The sequence below is a fragment of the Pseudomonas sp. efr-133-TYG-23 genome (assembly GCF_030209215.1).
Classification (GTDB): Bacteria; Pseudomonadota; Gammaproteobacteria; order Pseudomonadales; family Pseudomonadaceae; genus Aquipseudomonas; species Aquipseudomonas rhodesiae.
The window spans coordinates 183,744-200,477 of record NZ_JARVSL010000018.1 but is presented as its reverse complement, the minus strand read 5'-3'; the positions used below and the strand labels follow the sequence as shown (position 1 = coordinate 200,477).

The window sequence follows — 16,734 nt, the reverse complement described above, 5'->3', positions numbered from 1 at the left end:
ATGTGGGAGGGGGCTTGCCCCCGATAGCAGTGTGTCAGTGCCCGAGGTACTGACTGATACTCCACTATCGGGGGCAAGCCCCCTCCCAGATTGTCTAGCGGTATTTCTTTCAGGGTTAGCCGATGGTCATCAGGCTGGCGTTACCACCCGCCGCAGCGGTGTTGACGCTCAACGCTCGCTCAATCACCAGGCGCTCCAACGCAATGGAAGTTTCGCCCTGGGACAAACCATGCACGCCGACAATCGCCCCACCACGCTGCGCCACTTGCTGGCACACCGCGCGCAATTGGTCGGAGTCGCCGTGGTGCAGAACGGCATCGAACACCACGTCGTCCTTGGTCCAATCGGCCACGCGCTTGATCTTCGCCTGAATGTCCTTCGGCAGGCGTGGGAACAAGGCCTTGGTCAGGTCGGTTTCCGGCCATACTGCCGAGCCACCCACCGCCAGTACCGCAGCCAACTGAGTCAGCAGGTCACCTTCCACGTCCGCCAGGCACAGCACATGCTCGCGGGGCAGGATGGCGTAGCTGTTGCGCTCGCCGGTGGGGCCTGTCAGTTGGCGGGTGATGCCGCTTTGCGATTGCGCGGCGAACTGGCTGCACAGCACGCTCAGCTCGCTGAACTTTTGGCTGTCGGCCCAGGCTTTAAGGGCTGTCAGCGGTTGGCTCATGGCATCGCGCAGACGTACGTCCGGCGCCGCCAACTTGTCGGCGCGCACGAAGGATTGTTCGATTGCATCGGTAGGACGAGTCGACAGCAAACGGTACAGGTACAGTGGGCCACCGGCTTTCGGGCCAGTCCCCGACAGGCCTTCGCCGCCGAACGGCTGCACGCCGACCACGGCACCCACGATGTTGCGGTTGACGTAGACGTTACCGGCGTGAACGTTGTCGATCACTTTGGCGATGGTCTCGTCGATGCGCGTGTGCACGCCAAGGGTCAGGCCGTAGCCGGACGCATTGATCTGGCCGATCAACTGGTCGATCTCTTTACGCTTGTAGCGGACTACGTGCAGTACCGGGCCGAAGATCTCGCGTTGCAGCTCGTCGAAGCTTTCCAGTTCGATCAGGGTGGGCATCACAAAGGTGCCGCGCTTGATTTCTTCGGCGTCGGCGATCGCCACCTGATACACGTTGCGGCCTTTGTCGCGCATGGCCTGGATGTGCTTCTCGATGCCGGCCTTGGCTTCGGCGTCGATCACCGGGCCGATGTCCACGGACAGGCGCTCCGGGTTGCCCAGGCGGCATTCAGCCATGGCGCCCTTGAGCATTTCGATGACGCGGTCTGCCGAATCTTCCTGCAGGCACAGCACGCGCAGGGCCGAGCAACGCTGGCCGGCGCTGTCGAAGGCCGACGACACCACGTCGATCACTACTTGTTCAGTGAGTGCGGAGGAGTCGACGATCATCGCGTTCTGGCCACCGGTTTCGGCGATCAGCGGGATCGGACGACCCTGGGCATCCAGGCGCCCGGCCACATTACGCTGCAGCAGGCGCGCCACTTCGGTGGAGCCGGTGAACATCACGCCTTTGACGCGATCATCACCCACCAGGCGGGCACCGACGGTTTCGCCCTGGCCCGGCAGCAGTTGCAGCACGCCTTCCGGAATACCGGCTTCCAGCAGGATGCGCACGGCCTGGGCTGCCACCAGCGGGGTTTGCTCGGCAGGTTTGGCCAGTACCGGGTTGCCGGCGGCCAGTGCCGCGGCGACTTGACCGCTGAAGATCGCCAGTGGGAAGTTCCACGGGCTGATGCACACCACCGGGCCCAGTGGGCGGTGGGCGTCGTTGGTGAAATCGTTGCGCGCCTGCACCGCGTAGTAGCGCAGGAAGTCCACGGCTTCACGCACTTCGGCGATGGCGTTGGCAAAGGTCTTGCCGGCTTCGCGGGCCAGCAGCCCCATCAATGGCTGGATCTCGCCTTCCATCAGGTCGGCGGCGCGCTCCAGAATCGCGGCGCGCTCGGCCGGCGGGGTGGCCTGCCAGATCGGGCCGGCGTTGATTGCGCACTGGATGGCGCTGTCGACGTCTTCGACGGTGGCTTCCTGAACCTGACCAACCACATCGCGCAGGTCGGATGGGTTCAATACCGCGGTCGACGTTTGCTCGCTGGACGCGCAACCAAGCATCGGCGCGGCTTTCCAGTTGTTGTGGGCCGTGGCCAGCAGGGCGCAGGACAACGATGCCAGGCGGTGTTCGTTGGCCAGGTCGATACCGGCCGAGTTGGCGCGGTCGCTGCCATACAGGTCGCGCGGCAGCGGAATGCGTGGGTGCGGCAAGCCGAAGCCGCCTTCCACCGTCGCCATTTGCTCGATGCTGGCCACTGGGTCGGCCACCAGTTCCTGGATCGAAATCGACTGGTCGGCGATGCGGTTGACGAAAGAGGTGTTCGCGCCGTTTTCCAACAGGCGACGTACCAGGTAGGCCAAGAGTGTTTCATGGGTGCCGACCGGGGCGTACACGCGGCACGGACGGTTCAGCTTGCCGTCGGCAACCTTGCCGACTACCTGCTCGTACAGCGGTTCGCCCATGCCGTGCAGGCACTGGAACTCGTACTGGCCGGGGTAATAGTTCTGACCGGCGATATGGTAAATGGCCGACAAGGTGTGGGCGTTATGCGTGGCGAACTGCGGGTAGATGACTTCCGGCACCGACAGCAGTTTGCGCGCGCAAGCGATGTAGGAAACGTCGGTGTACACCTTGCGGGTGTACACCGGGTAGCCTTCCAGGCCTTCGACCTGGGCGCGCTTGATTTCGCTGTCCCAGTACGCGCCTTTTACCAGGCGGATCATCAGGCGGTGGCGGCTGCGGCGGGCCAGGTCGATCACGTAATCGATCACGTACGGGCAACGCTTCTGGTAAGCCTGGATCACGAAGCCGATGCCATTCCAGCCGGTCAGTTGCGGCTCGAAGCACAGGCGTTCCAGCAGATCCAGGGACAGCTCCAGACGGTCGGCTTCTTCGGCATCGATGTTCAGGCCGATGTCGTATTGCTTGGCCAGCAGGGTCAGGGACAGTAGGCGCGGGTACAGCTCGTCCATCACGCGCTCGTACTGCGCACGGCTGTAACGCGGGTGCAGCGCCGACAGCTTGATGGAGATGCCCGGGCCTTCATAAATCCCACGGCCGTGGGAGGCTTTGCCGATGGAGTGAATAGCTTGTTCGTACGAGGCCAGGTATTTCTGGGCGTCGTGTTCGGTGAGTGCGGCTTCACCGAGCATGTCGTAGGAGTAACGGAAGCCCTTGGCTTCGAACTTGCTGGCGTTGGCTAACGCTTCGGCGATGGTCTCGCCGGTGACGAACTGTTCGCCCATCAAGCGCATGGCCATGTCGACGCCCTTGCGGATCATCGGTTCGCCGCTCTTGCCGATGATGCGGCTCAGGGAAGAGGTCAGGCCGGCTTCGTTATGGGTGGAGACCAGTTTGCCGGTCAGCAGCAGGCCCCAGGTCGCGGCGTTGACGAACAGCGACGGGCTGTTGCCCAGGTGCGGCTGCCAGTTGCCGGTGCTGATCTTGTCGCGGATCAGCGCGTCGCGGGTGCCCTTGTCCGGGATGCGCAGCAGCGCTTCGGCCAGGCACATCAGCGCCACGCCTTCCTGGGAGGACAGGGAAAATTCTTGCAGCAGGCCCTGAACAATCCCGGCACGGCCGCCGACACTTTTCTGATTGCGCAATTTCTCGGCAATGGTAGCGGCCAGTTTGTTGGTGGCTTCGGCCATTGGCGCTGGGAGGCGGGCCTGTTCGATCAGCATCGGCACCACTTCCGGCTCGGGGCGACGGTAAGCGGCGGTGATCGACGCGCGCAGTACGGACTGCGGCAGGATGCTTTCGGCGAACTCAAGGAAGCACTGGTGAGCGTGGTCGGTCTGGACCTCGCCTACGTCGTCTGCGTCTTTGCTGCTCAAACCATTGAGTTCGGTCAGGGTTGCACCACCCTCCAGTTTCTCCAGGTAATTGAAAATCGCCTGCTTGATCAGCCAGTGCGGCGTGCGATCAATGGAGGTCGCGGCAGCCTTCAGGCGTTCGCGGGTCGGGTCGTCGAGTTTGACCCCAAGGGTGGTCGTCGCCATTTTCTTATCCTCATGGGTGCCACTACCGAGTGGCATTAGCTGGCGGCAAGATTAGCTGTGCACATGCGTAGGTGCAACCGGGTGCAACCTATTTTGTTAATGAAATTTTCTATGGTTCGTCGGAAATAATTTAGCTCTCAGCGTGATGCGCTGCGTGTTGGTGCATTTGCTTCTGAGATCGGCTGTTTTTGCTCCGAAAAGGAGCAAAAACAGGGTGTTTTCCGCAAAATCACTCAAGGTGCAACTTATTCGCGAGAAACTGGTTGCACCTGATTTGCTTTGTTGAATAGCATTCGCGGCCAAGGTGCAACCAGCTTTCGGGTTTGGGGCATCGGCTGGCGGCTTTCCTGGGGAAACGCCAGTCATAAATGCGCGGCACGCGGGTTCGTTTACCCTTGCAAAAGGGTCGGCGCCTGACAGACCGCCGCTACATAAAAACAAAGCCAGGGCGTCACTTCTTATGAGCGTTAGCAATCCAACCCTGATCACGTTCGTGATCTATATCGCAGCAATGGTGCTGATCGGCTTCATGGCCTATCGCTCCACCAATAACCTTTCCGATTACATCCTCGGCGGTCGCAGCCTCGGTAGCGTGGTCACTGCCTTGTCGGCCGGCGCGTCCGATATGAGCGGCTGGTTGTTGATGGGCCTGCCGGGCGCTATCTACATGTCCGGTCTGTCGGAAAGCTGGATCGCCATCGGCCTGATCGTCGGTGCCTACCTCAACTGGCTGTTCGTGGCCGGTCGCCTGCGGGTACAGACCGAACACAACGGCGACGCCCTGACACTGCCCGACTACTTCTCCAGCCGTTTCGAAGATAAAAGCGGCCTGCTGCGGATCATCTCCGCAGTGGTGATCCTGGTGTTCTTCACCATCTATTGCGCCTCCGGCATCGTGGCCGGTGCCCGTCTGTTCGAAAGCACCTTTGGCATGTCCTACGAGACCGCGCTGTGGGCCGGTGCCGCAGCGACCATTGCCTACACCTTCGTTGGCGGTTTCCTGGCCGTGAGCTGGACGGACACCGTACAAGCCACGCTGATGATCTTCGCGCTGATCCTCACGCCGATCATCGTGCTGCTGGCCACCGGCGGCGTCGACACCACGTTCCTGGCCATCGAAGCCAAGAACCCCGACAACTTCAACATGCTCAAGAACACCACCTTCATCGGCATCATCTCGCTGATGGGCTGGGGCCTGGGCTACTTCGGCCAGCCGCACATCCTTGCGCGCTTCATGGCGGCGGATTCGGTGAAGTCGATCGCCAAAGCGCGTCGCATCTCCATGACCTGGATGATCCTGTGCCTGGGCGGCACCGTGGCCGTGGGTTTCTTCGGTATTGCTTACTTCTCGGCGCACCCGGAAGTGGCCGGCCCGGTCACCGAAAACCACGAGCGTGTGTTTATCGAGCTGGCCAAGCTGCTGTTCAACCCATGGATTGCGGGCGTGCTGTTGTCGGCCATCCTGGCGGCGGTCATGAGTACTTTGAGCTGCCAACTGCTGGTGTGCTCCAGTGCATTGACCGAAGACTTCTACAAAACCTTCCTGCGTAAAAACGCCTCCCAGGTTGAGCTGGTCTGGGTCGGTCGCTTGATGGTGCTGCTGGTGGCCTTGATCGCCATCGCCATGGCCGCCAACCCGGAAAACCGCGTACTAGGCCTGGTGAGTTACGCCTGGGCCGGTTTCGGCGCCGCCTTCGGCCCTGTGGTGCTGATCTCGGTGGTGTGGAAACACATGACCCGCAATGGCGCTCTGGCCGGCATCCTGGTCGGTGCGATCACCGTGATTGTGTGGAAACACTTCGCGCTGCTGGGGCTGTACGAAATCATCCCTGGCTTCATCTTTGCCAGCCTGGCGATCTACATCGTCAGCAAGCTGGGCGCGCCGACTGCGGGTATGGTCGAGCGTTTTGATGCGGCGGAAAAAGACTACAACCTCAACAAGTAATTCGCTGGGCGCGCTGCGCCTGATGAGTTAAACGAAAGGCCCGCATCCTACGGATAGCGGGCCTTTTTTTATGTGTGAATTGGGTCGGACAAACTGAAGACTCGCACGCTCGTTCGTAGGGTTTTACTGATTTATGCGCGCGCTGCTCGGCAAGCCTGGGCACTGGTGCAGAATCGGCCCCCCAGCCTTCGCAGAGAAACATCGGATGTTCGCGCCTGCCAACCAAAGTGCTTTCACCCTGACCCTGGACGGGGTGCCCAGCGATCTCAAGGTCTACCGCTTCAACGGTCAGGAAACACTCAGCCAACCCTATCGTTTTGACCTGGAACTGGTCGGCGAACAGCCGGACCTGGATCTGGGCAACTTGCTGCATCGCCAGGCTTTTCTGGGTTTCGATGATCAGGGCCACGGTGTGCATGGCCTGGTCGACCATGTGGCGCAGGGCGATTCCGGGCGGCGGCTGACGCGCTATAGCGTTCGTCTCGTCCCTCAGTTGGCTTATCTGGCCCACAGCAGCCATCCGCGTATTTTCCAGCACAAAAGCGTGCCGCAGATCGTTGCGCAGGTGCTCAAAGAGCAAGGCATCCAGGCGGACCGATTCGAATTTCATCTAAGCGGCACGTACCCGGAGCGTGAGTATTGCGTGCAGTTCGGCGAGACCGATCTGGCATTTATCCAGCGCCTGTGTGCCGAGCAGGGCATTCATTATCATTTTCGGCATTCGCCCGACGGCCATTTACTGGTATTTGGCGACGACCAGAGCGTGTTTGCCCAGGCCGAGCACGCAACGCCTTACGCTGCAGGCTCCGGGATGGTAGCGGACACTCCGGCCATCAAGCGCTTCACCGTACAACTGCAAACCCGCACCACGGCGCTGAGCCTGCGCGATTACGATTGGCGCAAGCCGCGCCTGACGCTGGAAAGCGCAGTGTCCGACCAGCAGACCCTGTGCCTTGAAGAGCAGGGTTACCCCGGCCATTTCACTGACCGCGTGGAGGGTAAGCACCTGGCACGGCGCGGTCTGGAGCGTCACCGCAGCGAGCATCGCCTCGCCGTGGGCAGCGGGGATGAGCCTGCGTTGGCCTGTGGACGCTTCCTGAAGCTGGCCGGGCATCCTCGCCAGGAATGGAACGACTTGTGGCTCGTGACCCAAGTCACTCACGAGGGCAGCCAACCCCAGGTACTCGAAGAGGCGGTGACCGAGGTGGCGGGCGGGGACATGCGCCAGGGTTACTCCAACCACTTCGTTGCGACGCCCTGGGATGTAGTTTTCCGCCCGCCCTTGGCGCCCCGCAGGCCGATGACGGGTTACCAGAACGCGGTGGTGACCGGGCCCGCCGACAGTGACATCCATTGCGACGAATACGGCCGTGTCAAAGTGCAATTGGCCTGGGATCGCCACGGCGAACATAACGAGCATTCCAGTTGCTGGCTGCGGGTCGCCAGCGGCTGGGCCCATGATCGCTACGGCGCGGTGCTGATCCCCCGGGTGGGCATGGAAGTGTTGGTCGGTTTTGTGAATGGCGACATGGACATGCCCGTGGTGGTCGGTTGCCTGGCCAATGCCGCGACGCCGGTGCCCCTGGACCTGCCGGCGGACAAGACCCGCAGCATCCTGCGCAGCCAAAGCAGCCCCGGTGGTGGCGGTTACAACGAACTGCGCATTGAGGATCGCAAGGGCGCCGAAGAGATCTACCTGCGCGCCCAGCGCGATTGGACCCAGCATGTGCTGCATGACCAGCAGGTGCAGGTGGATAACCGGCGTCGGATTACCGTGGGTGGCGAGTCGCACCATGAGCTGCAGGGCGAAGAGCAGCGCATCACCCACGGCAATCGCCTGACCGAACTCAAGCAGGACGACCACTTGGTGGTCGGCGGTTCGCAGCAGGTCCGCGCGGGGCGGGTGATTCAGATCGGCGCCGGCCAAAGCGTCGTTATCGATGCGGGGGCCAGCGTCACGATCCAGGCCGGTGGGCAGTCGATCACCCTGTCAGCCGCTGGCATCTTCAGCAGTGTGGCGATCCAGCTCGGCGGTGCTCCGGCCCCCGCTGCGGCACCGTTGTTGCCCGGGCTGCAGGACAAGGTGCTGGCGGTAATCCCGGCGCCTCTGAGCCGCGTGCAGATCGCCAGTTTGAAGCGTAGCGCGCCGTTCTGCGAAGAGTGTGAACGCTGCAAGAGCGGCCAGTGTGATGTCGCTCACCGACCCCATTGATCAGTGTTTTTCAACCCAAGGAGTTTCGCCCCAATGGATCAACCTCTATCGCCCAGTGCTTGGCTTGCACAGTGGCCTCTGCAACCCCATGAGCAACTGTTCGCGGTGCTGGGCAATGCCAGCGATGCCCAGCCGTTCGAGGCTTGGCAAGGTGTGGCGGCGGGTGCGCCACCGCGCTCGGTCTGGGCGGGCACGGCCTATGCGGATTGGACGCAGGTTATGCCTTATCTCGCACAGGTCGAGCCCGGCAGCGCCTTTCTCGATTGGGTAGCGAACACCCAGGTCGAGGATTGGGGTTGGCTGGCGGTGTCGTCCAGCCCGGCGGACGTGGTGCTCGCCCATCTGCAAGGCTTGACCCAAGTGAAACTGCCCGAGGGGCCGCCGGTGTTCCTGCGCTTTTGGGACGGCACGCAGTTCCTGCCGCTGTTGCGGCAATTGGGCGGTGAGGCGGAGCAGGTGCTGCCGGTGTTTCAGCGCTATCTGATCAATGGGCAGCCCCACGCCGTTGCGACTGGGCCGGTTACTACCGCCAAGGCCAGCCCCTGGTGGCAGGTGCCAGCATCGTTACTGGAGCATCTGGCCGAACAATCGCCGCAAACCCTGATCGACAACCTGCTGCAATGGCTTGAGGAGCAGCGCCCGGACCTTTACACCGCCTTCACGCCTGCGACCTTGCAGCACAAGGTCGCTTACTTCGCTCGTGGTTCGACGGTGACTTATGCAGCGCTGACGGACTACCTCGCCTCAGAGGCGAGTTGAAGCCAGTGCCTGCTGCAAGTCGTCGATCAGGTCTTCAATGGCTTCGATACCGACCGACAGGCGAATCATCTCCGGTTTCACGCCAGCCTTGGCTTGCTCCTGCTCATTCATCTGCCGATGGGTGGTGGAGGCAGGGTGGCAGGCCAGGGATTTGGCGTCGCCGATATTCACCAAACGTTTGAAAATCTGCAGCGCGTCGTAGAAGCGCACACCCGCGTCATAGCCACCCTTCAGGCCGAAAGACAGGATCGCCGAGGGTTTGCCCTGCATGTATTTTTGCGCCAGCCCATGGTGCGGATGTTCTGGCAGGCCCGCGTAGCTGACCCATTCCACCTCGGCATGCTCCTGTAGAAACTGCGCAACCTTGAGCGCGTTTTCGGTATGGCGTTCCATGCGCAGGGCCAGGGTTTCCAAACCTTGCAGCAACAGGAAGGCATTCATCGGCGCCAGGGCCGCACCGGTATTGCGTAATGGCACGGTACGCGCGCGGGCGATGAACGCGGCGGGGCCGAATTTTTCGGTGTAGACCACGCCGTGATAAGCCGGCTCGGGCTGGTTGAGACCGGGGAATTTTTCCGGGTATTGGGTCCAGGGGAAGGTGCCACTGTCGACGATCACACCGCCGAGGGAGTTGCCATGTCCGCCGATGTACTTGGTCACCGAGTGCACCACGATATCGGCGCCGAACTGGATGGGTTTGCACAGGATCGGGGTGGCAACGGTATTGTCGACCATCAGCGGCACGCCTCGGGCGTGGGCCACCTTGGCCAGGGCTTCCAGATCGATAATATTGCCCGCCGGATTGCCGATGCTTTCGCAGTACACCACTTTGGTCTGGTCGTCGATCAGCTCGGCAATGGCCTCGGCGGAGTCGTCCCGGGCGAACCGCACGTCGACACCGAAGCTGGGCAATAGGTGGGCGAACAAGGTGTAGGTGCCGCCGTAGAGCTGCGGCGTGGTGACGATGTTGTCGCCGGCGCGGGTCAGGGTCTGGATTGCGTAGTGAATCGCCGCGCTGCCCGCCGACACCGCCAGGCCCGCGATGCCACCTTCGAGGGCGGCGATACGTTGCTCCAGTACGTCATTGGTAGGGTTCATGATGCGCGTGTAAATGTTGCCGGGCACATCCAGGTTGAACAGGTCGGCCCCGTGCTGGGCGTTATCGAATTCGAAAGCAACGTTTTGGTAGATCGGCACGGCCACGGCCTTGGTGGTCGGGTCCGACTTGAAGCCGTGATGCAGGGCGAGGGTGGCGTCTTTCATGATGGCAATTGACCTCCTTGGATTGGGTGCTCGCCACAATAAATCCGCGCTCATGGAGGCATTTAGATTTTTTTCAGTTCGCTCCCTGCTTTTAGGGCATAAGCACCGCCCGGCATGCCGCCCTGCACCTTTGCCCGTGTAGAAGGTAAACTTCGCCCCCTGCGCAGGAGCAACCATGAATTATCGTCACGCCTTTCACGCCGGCAACCACGCCGATGTCTTCAAACACCTGACCTTGACCCGCCTCATCGCCCTGATGTCGCGCAAGGAGCAGCCGTTTGCCTACCTCGATACCCACGCGGGCATCGGCCTGTACGACCTGCAGGGCGATCAGGCCAACCGCACCGGCGAATACCTCGAAGGCATCGCGCGCCTATGGGGCCGGAACGATCTGCCGCCGCTGACCGCCGACTACATGCGCGTGCTGCACGAGATGAACCCGGACGGCCAGTTGCGCTACTACCCCGGTTCGCCGGAGCTGGCCCGACGCCTCACGCGCGCGCAGGACCGTGTGCTGCTCAATGAAAAACACCCCGAAGACGGTGTGTTGCTCAAGGACAACATGAAGGGCGACCGTCGGGTCAAAGTGCATTTGGGCGAAGGCTGGCATGTGCCGCGAGCGTTGCTGCCAGTGCCGGAAAAACGCGCGTTGATGCTGATCGACCCGCCGTTCGAAAAGCTCGACGAGATGCAACGCTGCGCGGCATCCCTCAAGGAGGCGGTCGGCCGCATGCGCCAGACCGTGGCGGCGATCTGGTACCCGGTCAAGGACCAGCGCATGTTGCGTCGCTTCTATCAGGACCTGGCCGGCACGGGGGCGCCGAAACTGCTGCGCGTGGAACTGCTGGTGCATCCCTTGGACACGCCCAACACCCTGACCGGCTCGGGCCTGGCGATTGCCAACCCGCCATGGGGCTTGGAGGAAGAACTGCGTGAGCTGTTGCCGTGGCTGTCCAAGCAGCTGGGCCAGACCCAGGGCGGGTGGCAGATGGATTGGCTTATAGCTGAGTAGCTGTGAGTTGCAAGCTTGAAGCTGCAAGCTGCAAGTGAGAGCAGAAAACACCACTTGCAGCTTGCCGCTTCTAGCTTGCAGCTCCGAACGTCAGATCGGGCAAACCACGCCTGTTCCGCCAATGCCGCAATAGCCCTGGGGGTTTTTCGCCAGGTACTGCTGGTGATACGCCTCGGCGAAATACACCGTCGGCGCCTGGTCGATTTCGGTGGTGATCTGGCCCAGGCCGGCCTTGTTCAGTTCGGCCTGATACGCCTCGGCACTGGCCTTTGCAGCCTCCAGCTGTTCCGGTGTGGTCGCGTAGATCACCGAACGGTATTGGCTGCCGATGTCGTTGCCCTGGCGCATGCCCTGGGTGGGGTTGTGCAATTCCCAGAACATCTTCAGCAGGTCTTCGTACTTGACCTTGGCTTGGTCATAGACCACCAGCACCACTTCGCTGTGGCCGGTCAGGCCGGAGCACACTTCTTCGTAGGTCGGGTTGGGCGTGAAGCCGCCGGCATAACCCACCACGGTGCTGACCACGCCGTCGCGCTGCCAGAATTTGCGTTCCGCGCCCCAGAAGCAACCCAGGCCGAAGATCGCAAAGCCTACGTCATCGAGGAATGGGCCCAGCAGCGGGTTGCCATTGACGAAGTGCGTCTCTGGCAGGCTCATCGGGGTGTCACGACCAGGCAATGCTTGTTCTTGAGTAGGCAGCACGTTTTTGTTCACCAGAATTTCCGAGCGCAAGACCATGATCAGTCCTCTCGTCAGGTTGAGTGATGGTAAAAATTCAGACAGTCAGTGTGCCCGAGTGTTACAGCGATGTCAGGCGATTGGGCCGCGCGGGTAGCGTTTAAGCATCGCCGGCAGCTCTGCCCCGGGGATCGGCCGATCGAACAGGTACCCCTGGCCCACATCGCAGCGGTGCCGCCGCAGAAAGGCCAGTTGCTCGGCGGTCTCGATGCCTTCGGCGACCACCTTGAGCTTGAGGTTGTGCGCCATGGCGATCACGGCGGAGGTGATTTCCATGTCGTCCTGGTTGTCCGGGATCTCATGGATAAAGCTGCGATCGATCTTGATGATGTCGATGGGGAATTTTTTCAGGTAACTGAGGGACGAGTAACCAGTGCCGAAGTCGTCCATGGCCAGGGTCAGGCCAAGACTCTTCAACTGGTCCAGTTGCAGGCGCGTGTCTTCGGTGGCTTCCAGCAGCAGGCCTTCGGTCAGTTCCAGCTCCAACAGGTTGGCCGGCAACGCTTCTTCCTTGAGGATCGTGGCGATCGAGGCCACCAGGTCCGGGTCGGAGAACTGCTTGGGCGACAAGTTGATCGCCACCTGCAAATTGCCCAGGCCGGCAGCGCTCAACTGCTTGCTCATGCGGCAGGCCTGACGGGCGATCCATTTGCCGATGGGGATGATCAGGCCGGTCTCTTCGGCCACGCTGATGAACTGGTCCGGACGGATCATGCCCTTTTCCGGATGGTTCCAGCGCAGCAACGCCTCCATGCCCAGCAAGCGACCGCTGCGCAGGCACAGCTTGGGCTGATAGAACACGTCCAGCTCGTTCTGCGTCAGGGCGCGGCGCAGGTTGTTTTCGACGAACAGTTTGTAACTGGCTTCGGCATTGAGGGCCTCGGTGAACACCTGCACCTGATGCTTGCCGTTGGCTTTGGCCTTGTGCAAAGCCAAGCCGGCGTTACGCATAAGGGTCTGCGGGTCGCGGCCATGCAGCGGCGCGCAAGCCAGGCCCACGGAGCCGGTGACACTGATCAACTGGTTGTCGACGAACATCGGTTTGTCGAGGGTCGCCAGTAACTGGCTGGCCACTTGTTGTCCGGTTTCCAGGTCGGTTTCATCCAGCAGCACCGCGAACTCGTTACTGGCAAAGCGTGCCAGGCTGCCACTGCTGCTCAGACTGTTGCGCAGGCGCCGGGCCAGGCTGATCAGCAACTTGTCGCCGGTCTGGTGGCCGAGGCTGTCATTGATGCGCTTGAAGTTGTCGATGTCCACCAGCAGCAGGCAGATCGGGCTGTCGCTGTCGCGGGCGAAACGTTCATCGAGGTTGCGGATGAACGCCGGACGGTTGCCCAGGTTGGTCAGGTTATCGGTGTACGCCAGACGCTCAATGCGCTGCTGGGCCAACTTGGTCTGGGTGATGTCTTCGTAGATACCGATGTAGTGCGTCAGCTCACGGTTGTCGCCATACACCTTGGAGATCGACAACTGCCCCCAGTAGGGCTCCAGGTTCTTGCGACGGCTCTTGAACTCGCCCTGCCAACTGTTGCTCTTGGCCAGACTCGATGGTGCATCGAACAGCAATTCGCTGAGGTTCTCCAGTGCGGGTAACTGCGCCAGGCGGTGGCCGTGGACTTCTTCGGCGCTGTATTGGGTGATCGCGGTGAAGCTGGGGTTGACGTACTCCACTACGCCGTCGCAATTGACCAGCAGGAAGGCGTTGGCGCTTTGCTCCACTGCGCGCTGGAACAGGTGCAGGGCGCTGGTGGCGGTACGGCGGTTATGGTTGTTGATCACTTGTGCAAACTGGTCTGCCAGCTCGCCGGCAAACGCGATTTCGTCGGCCTGCCAGGCGCGGGAACTGCCGCCCTGTTCGAGGCACAGTACGCCGACCACCTGGCCATCGACGCGGATACTGGCGTCGAGCATGGCGTGTATATCTTTGGCGCGCAGGTTTTCGGCCATTTCACGGGTGCGCGGGTCGCGCATGGCGTTGGTGGCATCGATGGCGCGGCTGGTGTGCAAGGCTTCCAGATAATCCGGGAAGCAACTGGCGTCGATAGGGTCGGGCAAATGGTGCTGCTGGTCGGCGCGGTGATAGGCCGAAATCGGCACCAGGCGCTGGCCTTCAAGGTTCCAGATACTGGCGCAGTCGAGCTGATAGATTTCGCAGGCGCTGCGGGTGATCAGCTCGGCGGCTTCCTGCAGCGAATTGTTAGCGGTGTAGCGTTGGCGGGCCAGCAGCAGGATCAGCTCCTGCTGGGCGCGCACCCGTTCCAGGTGCTGCAATTGTTCCTGCTGGGCCCGCTGGTTGAGTTCCAGGGCGATCTGCAGGCGGCTGTTCTGGCTCTCCAGGTCATCCGAGGAGGGCAGCGGCGAAGGCACTTCACTGAACAGACCGTCGACCACCATCAGGTAGCCGCGCAACAAGTGACGATTGTGTTGTTTGTAGGCTTCGCCCATTTCCAGCAGGCTTAGAGGGCCGTCGTTGGTGTGCAGGGTGTAGCGCACCAGATAGTGAGGGCTCAGGGTCAACTGCTGCTGGATGTTGTCGTGCAATTGATAGCGGGCCTGGGGCTCCATCAGGCTGGCGTAGGGGGTGCCGATCAGGGCACACAATTCGACCGCCGGCAGACCGAATTGGCGCTCGCAGTTGGGGTCGAGGTAGAGCAGGGCCCAGCTTGCCTCATTAAGCCGCTCGAAACGCAGCATACCGAGGCGCGAAGGCACCGGTAATTGCGTGACTACCTCGGCCGCCGTACGGGCGACATCGGGTTGGCTTTTCATGGGGGAAACTCACTTGAAATAACGCGCACGGCGCCGGGCTCACGCCCTCTTTTCTGTTGCCTGCGGCAAGGTTGCATCATGCGGCGCGGGCTGACAAGAGAGGATGAAGGCTAAGTGCTATATGGGTGTTATCGGCCGCGTGGGCGATTTCTACAGTCGCGCTGACAGAAGGTGTACAAACCTGTTCTCTCTGTCCAATTTTTGCCGTTGGCCGCGCAAAAAAAGCCCCGCCAAGTGGCGGGGTTGAGGTACGAGCGTGGCGCTCGGAAATCGATGCAAACGGGCCTTCCGAGTAAAAGAAGGCCCGTTGCGGCTTACAGCAGAATGGTGCGGATGTCGTTCAGCAATTGGCTCAGACGCTGCGTGAAACGTGCAGCGGCGGCGCCGTTGATCACACGGTGATCGTAGGACAGCGACAATGGCAGCATCAGCTTCGGCTGGAACGCTTTACCGTCCCAGACCGGCTGGATAGTGGCCTTGGATACACCCAGGATCGCCACTTCCGGCGCGTTGACGATTGGCGTGAAGCCAGTACCGCCAATGTGCCCGAGGCTGGAGATGGTGAAGCAGGCGCCCTGCATATCGTCCGGGGTGAGCTTCTTGTCGCGGGCCTTGGCGGCCAGGGCAGCCGCTTCGGCAGCCAGTTGCAGCAGGCTCTTTTGGTCGACGTTCTTGATGACCGGCACCAGCAGGCCATCAGGCGTGTCGACGGCAAAGCCGATGTGCACGTACTTCTTGCGAATGATCGCCTTGCCGCTTGGTGCCAACGAACTGTTGAAGTCCGGCAGCTCCTTGAGCAAGTGTGCACAGGCTTTGAGCAGCAGCGGCAGTACGGTCAGCTTGACGCCAGCCTTTTCGGCCACGGCTTTCTGCGCAACGCGGAATGCTTCCAGGTCGGTGATGTCGGCCTGGTCGAACTGAGTGACGTGAGGGATGTTCAGCCAGCTGGCGTGCAGACCTGCCGCACCGATTTGCATCAGGCGGGTCATCGGCACTTCTTCGGTTTCGCCGAAGCGGCTGAAGTCCACGGTACGGATCGGCGGGATGCCCGAACCACCGGTCGCGCCGCCGGCAGCTGGCGCTTCCTTGGCCTTTTGCATCATGGCTTTGACGTAAGCCTGCACGTCTTCCTTCAGCACGCGACCGTGAGGGCCGGTGGCCGCGACGGCACTCAGCTCAACGCCGAATTCACGGGCCAGCTGACGCACGGCTGGGCCGGCGTGAACCTTGGCACCACTTGGCGCAGGCGCGGCGGCTGGGGCTGGGGCGGCCTCGGCTTTGGCAGCCGGTGCGGGTGCAGCAGCCGGAGCCGGCGCGGCTTCAGCTTTGGCGGCCGGAGCGGCGGCCGGTGCAGCAGCAGCGGCAGGCGCGGCGCCTTGTACCTTGAGCTTGAGGATGAAGTCACCGGTGCCGACTTCGTCTTCCAACTTGACCGCGATGCTTTCCACCACGCCGGCAGCCGGCGATGGGATCTCCATGGAGGCCTTGTCGGACTCCAGGGTGATCAGCGACTGATCGGCTTCGACGGTGTCGCCGACCTTGACCAGCAGCTCGATGATCTTGGCTTTGCCCGACGAGCCGATGTCCGGAACGTGAATGTCCTGAACGCTGGCGGCAGCCGGTGCAGCGGCCGGGGCCGGTGCTGCTGGGGCCTCGGCGGCAGCGGCAGGCTTTTCGGCCGGCGCGGGTGCGGCAGCGGCAGGGGCCGCCGCAGGCGCCGCATCGGCGGCACCTTCGATTTCCAGCTCCAGCAATTCGTCGCCTTCTTTCAGGCGGTCGCCCAGCTTGACCTTCAGGCTCTTGACCACACCGGCCTTGGGAGCAGGAATTTCCATGCTCGCCTTGTCCGATTCCAGGGTCAGGATGCTCTGGTCGGCTTCGACGGTGTCGCCGACCTTCACAAACAGCTCGATTACTTCACCTTCACCGCTGCCGATGTCAGGTACGCGAATGAGTTCGCTCACAAA

General features: G+C 61.9%; 9 protein-coding genes. 4 read left to right on the top strand and 5 right to left on the bottom strand.

The window, feature by feature from the left end; translation table 11 throughout:
- Positions 1–115 precede the first annotated feature (115 nt).
- A complete protein-coding gene (gene putA, locus QRN41_RS12490; RefSeq protein ID WP_167416770.1) occupies positions 116–4,069 on the bottom strand; it encodes a trifunctional transcriptional regulator/proline dehydrogenase/L-glutamate gamma-semialdehyde dehydrogenase in 3,954 nt (1,317 codons plus the stop codon).
- 460 nt (positions 4,070–4,529) lie between these two features.
- Between putA and putP the strand changes: the two genes are divergently transcribed.
- The 3 genes from putP to QRN41_RS12475 all read left to right on the top strand — a co-directional run bounded on the left by putP (position 4,530) and on the right by QRN41_RS12475 (position 8,985).
- The gene (gene putP, locus QRN41_RS12485; RefSeq protein ID WP_167416771.1) at positions 4,530–6,014 is read left to right on the top strand and encodes a sodium/proline symporter PutP; all 1,485 of its coding nucleotides are present in this window, start codon (positions 4,530–4,532) and stop codon (positions 6,012–6,014) included.
- 205 nt (positions 6,015–6,219) lie between these two features.
- A complete protein-coding gene (locus tag QRN41_RS12480; protein ID WP_167416772.1) occupies positions 6,220–8,226 on the top strand; it encodes a type VI secretion system Vgr family protein in 2,007 nt (668 codons plus the stop codon).
- Positions 8,227–8,259: 33 nt separating this feature from the next.
- Complete coding sequence (locus QRN41_RS12475; protein WP_167416773.1) at positions 8,260–8,985, top strand: DUF4123 domain-containing protein; 726 nt, start codon at positions 8,260–8,262, stop codon at positions 8,983–8,985.
- Here the strand turns inward: QRN41_RS12475 and QRN41_RS12470 are convergent.
- A complete protein-coding gene (locus QRN41_RS12470; protein ID WP_034095548.1) occupies positions 8,971–10,248 on the bottom strand; it encodes an O-acetylhomoserine aminocarboxypropyltransferase/cysteine synthase family protein in 1,278 nt (425 codons plus the stop codon). The genes QRN41_RS12475 and QRN41_RS12470 overlap by 15 nt on opposite strands.
- Positions 10,249–10,423: 175 nt before the next feature.
- Between QRN41_RS12470 and QRN41_RS12465 the strand changes: the two genes are divergently transcribed.
- Positions 10,424–11,260, top strand: coding sequence for a 23S rRNA (adenine(2030)-N(6))-methyltransferase RlmJ (locus QRN41_RS12465; protein WP_034095549.1), 837 nt, complete (start codon positions 10,424–10,426; stop codon positions 11,258–11,260).
- A gap of 90 nt (positions 11,261–11,350) precedes the next feature.
- On the opposite strand, the gene msrA is transcribed toward QRN41_RS12465, so the two are convergent.
- The 3 genes from msrA to aceF all read right to left on the bottom strand — a co-directional run bounded on the left by msrA (position 11,351) and on the right by aceF (position 16,731).
- Complete coding sequence (msrA, locus tag QRN41_RS12460) at positions 11,351–11,998, bottom strand: peptide-methionine (S)-S-oxide reductase MsrA (RefSeq protein WP_034095550.1); 648 nt, start codon at positions 11,996–11,998, stop codon at positions 11,351–11,353.
- 72 nt (positions 11,999–12,070) lie between these two features.
- A complete protein-coding gene (locus QRN41_RS12455; protein WP_034136612.1) occupies positions 12,071–14,767 on the bottom strand; it encodes a putative bifunctional diguanylate cyclase/phosphodiesterase in 2,697 nt (898 codons plus the stop codon).
- A gap of 314 nt (positions 14,768–15,081) precedes the next feature.
- Positions 15,082–16,731, bottom strand: a complete 1,650-nt coding sequence (gene aceF / locus QRN41_RS12450) for a dihydrolipoyllysine-residue acetyltransferase (protein ID WP_167416774.1) — start codon at positions 16,729–16,731, stop codon at positions 15,082–15,084.
- Positions 16,732–16,734: the final 3 nt, after the last annotated feature.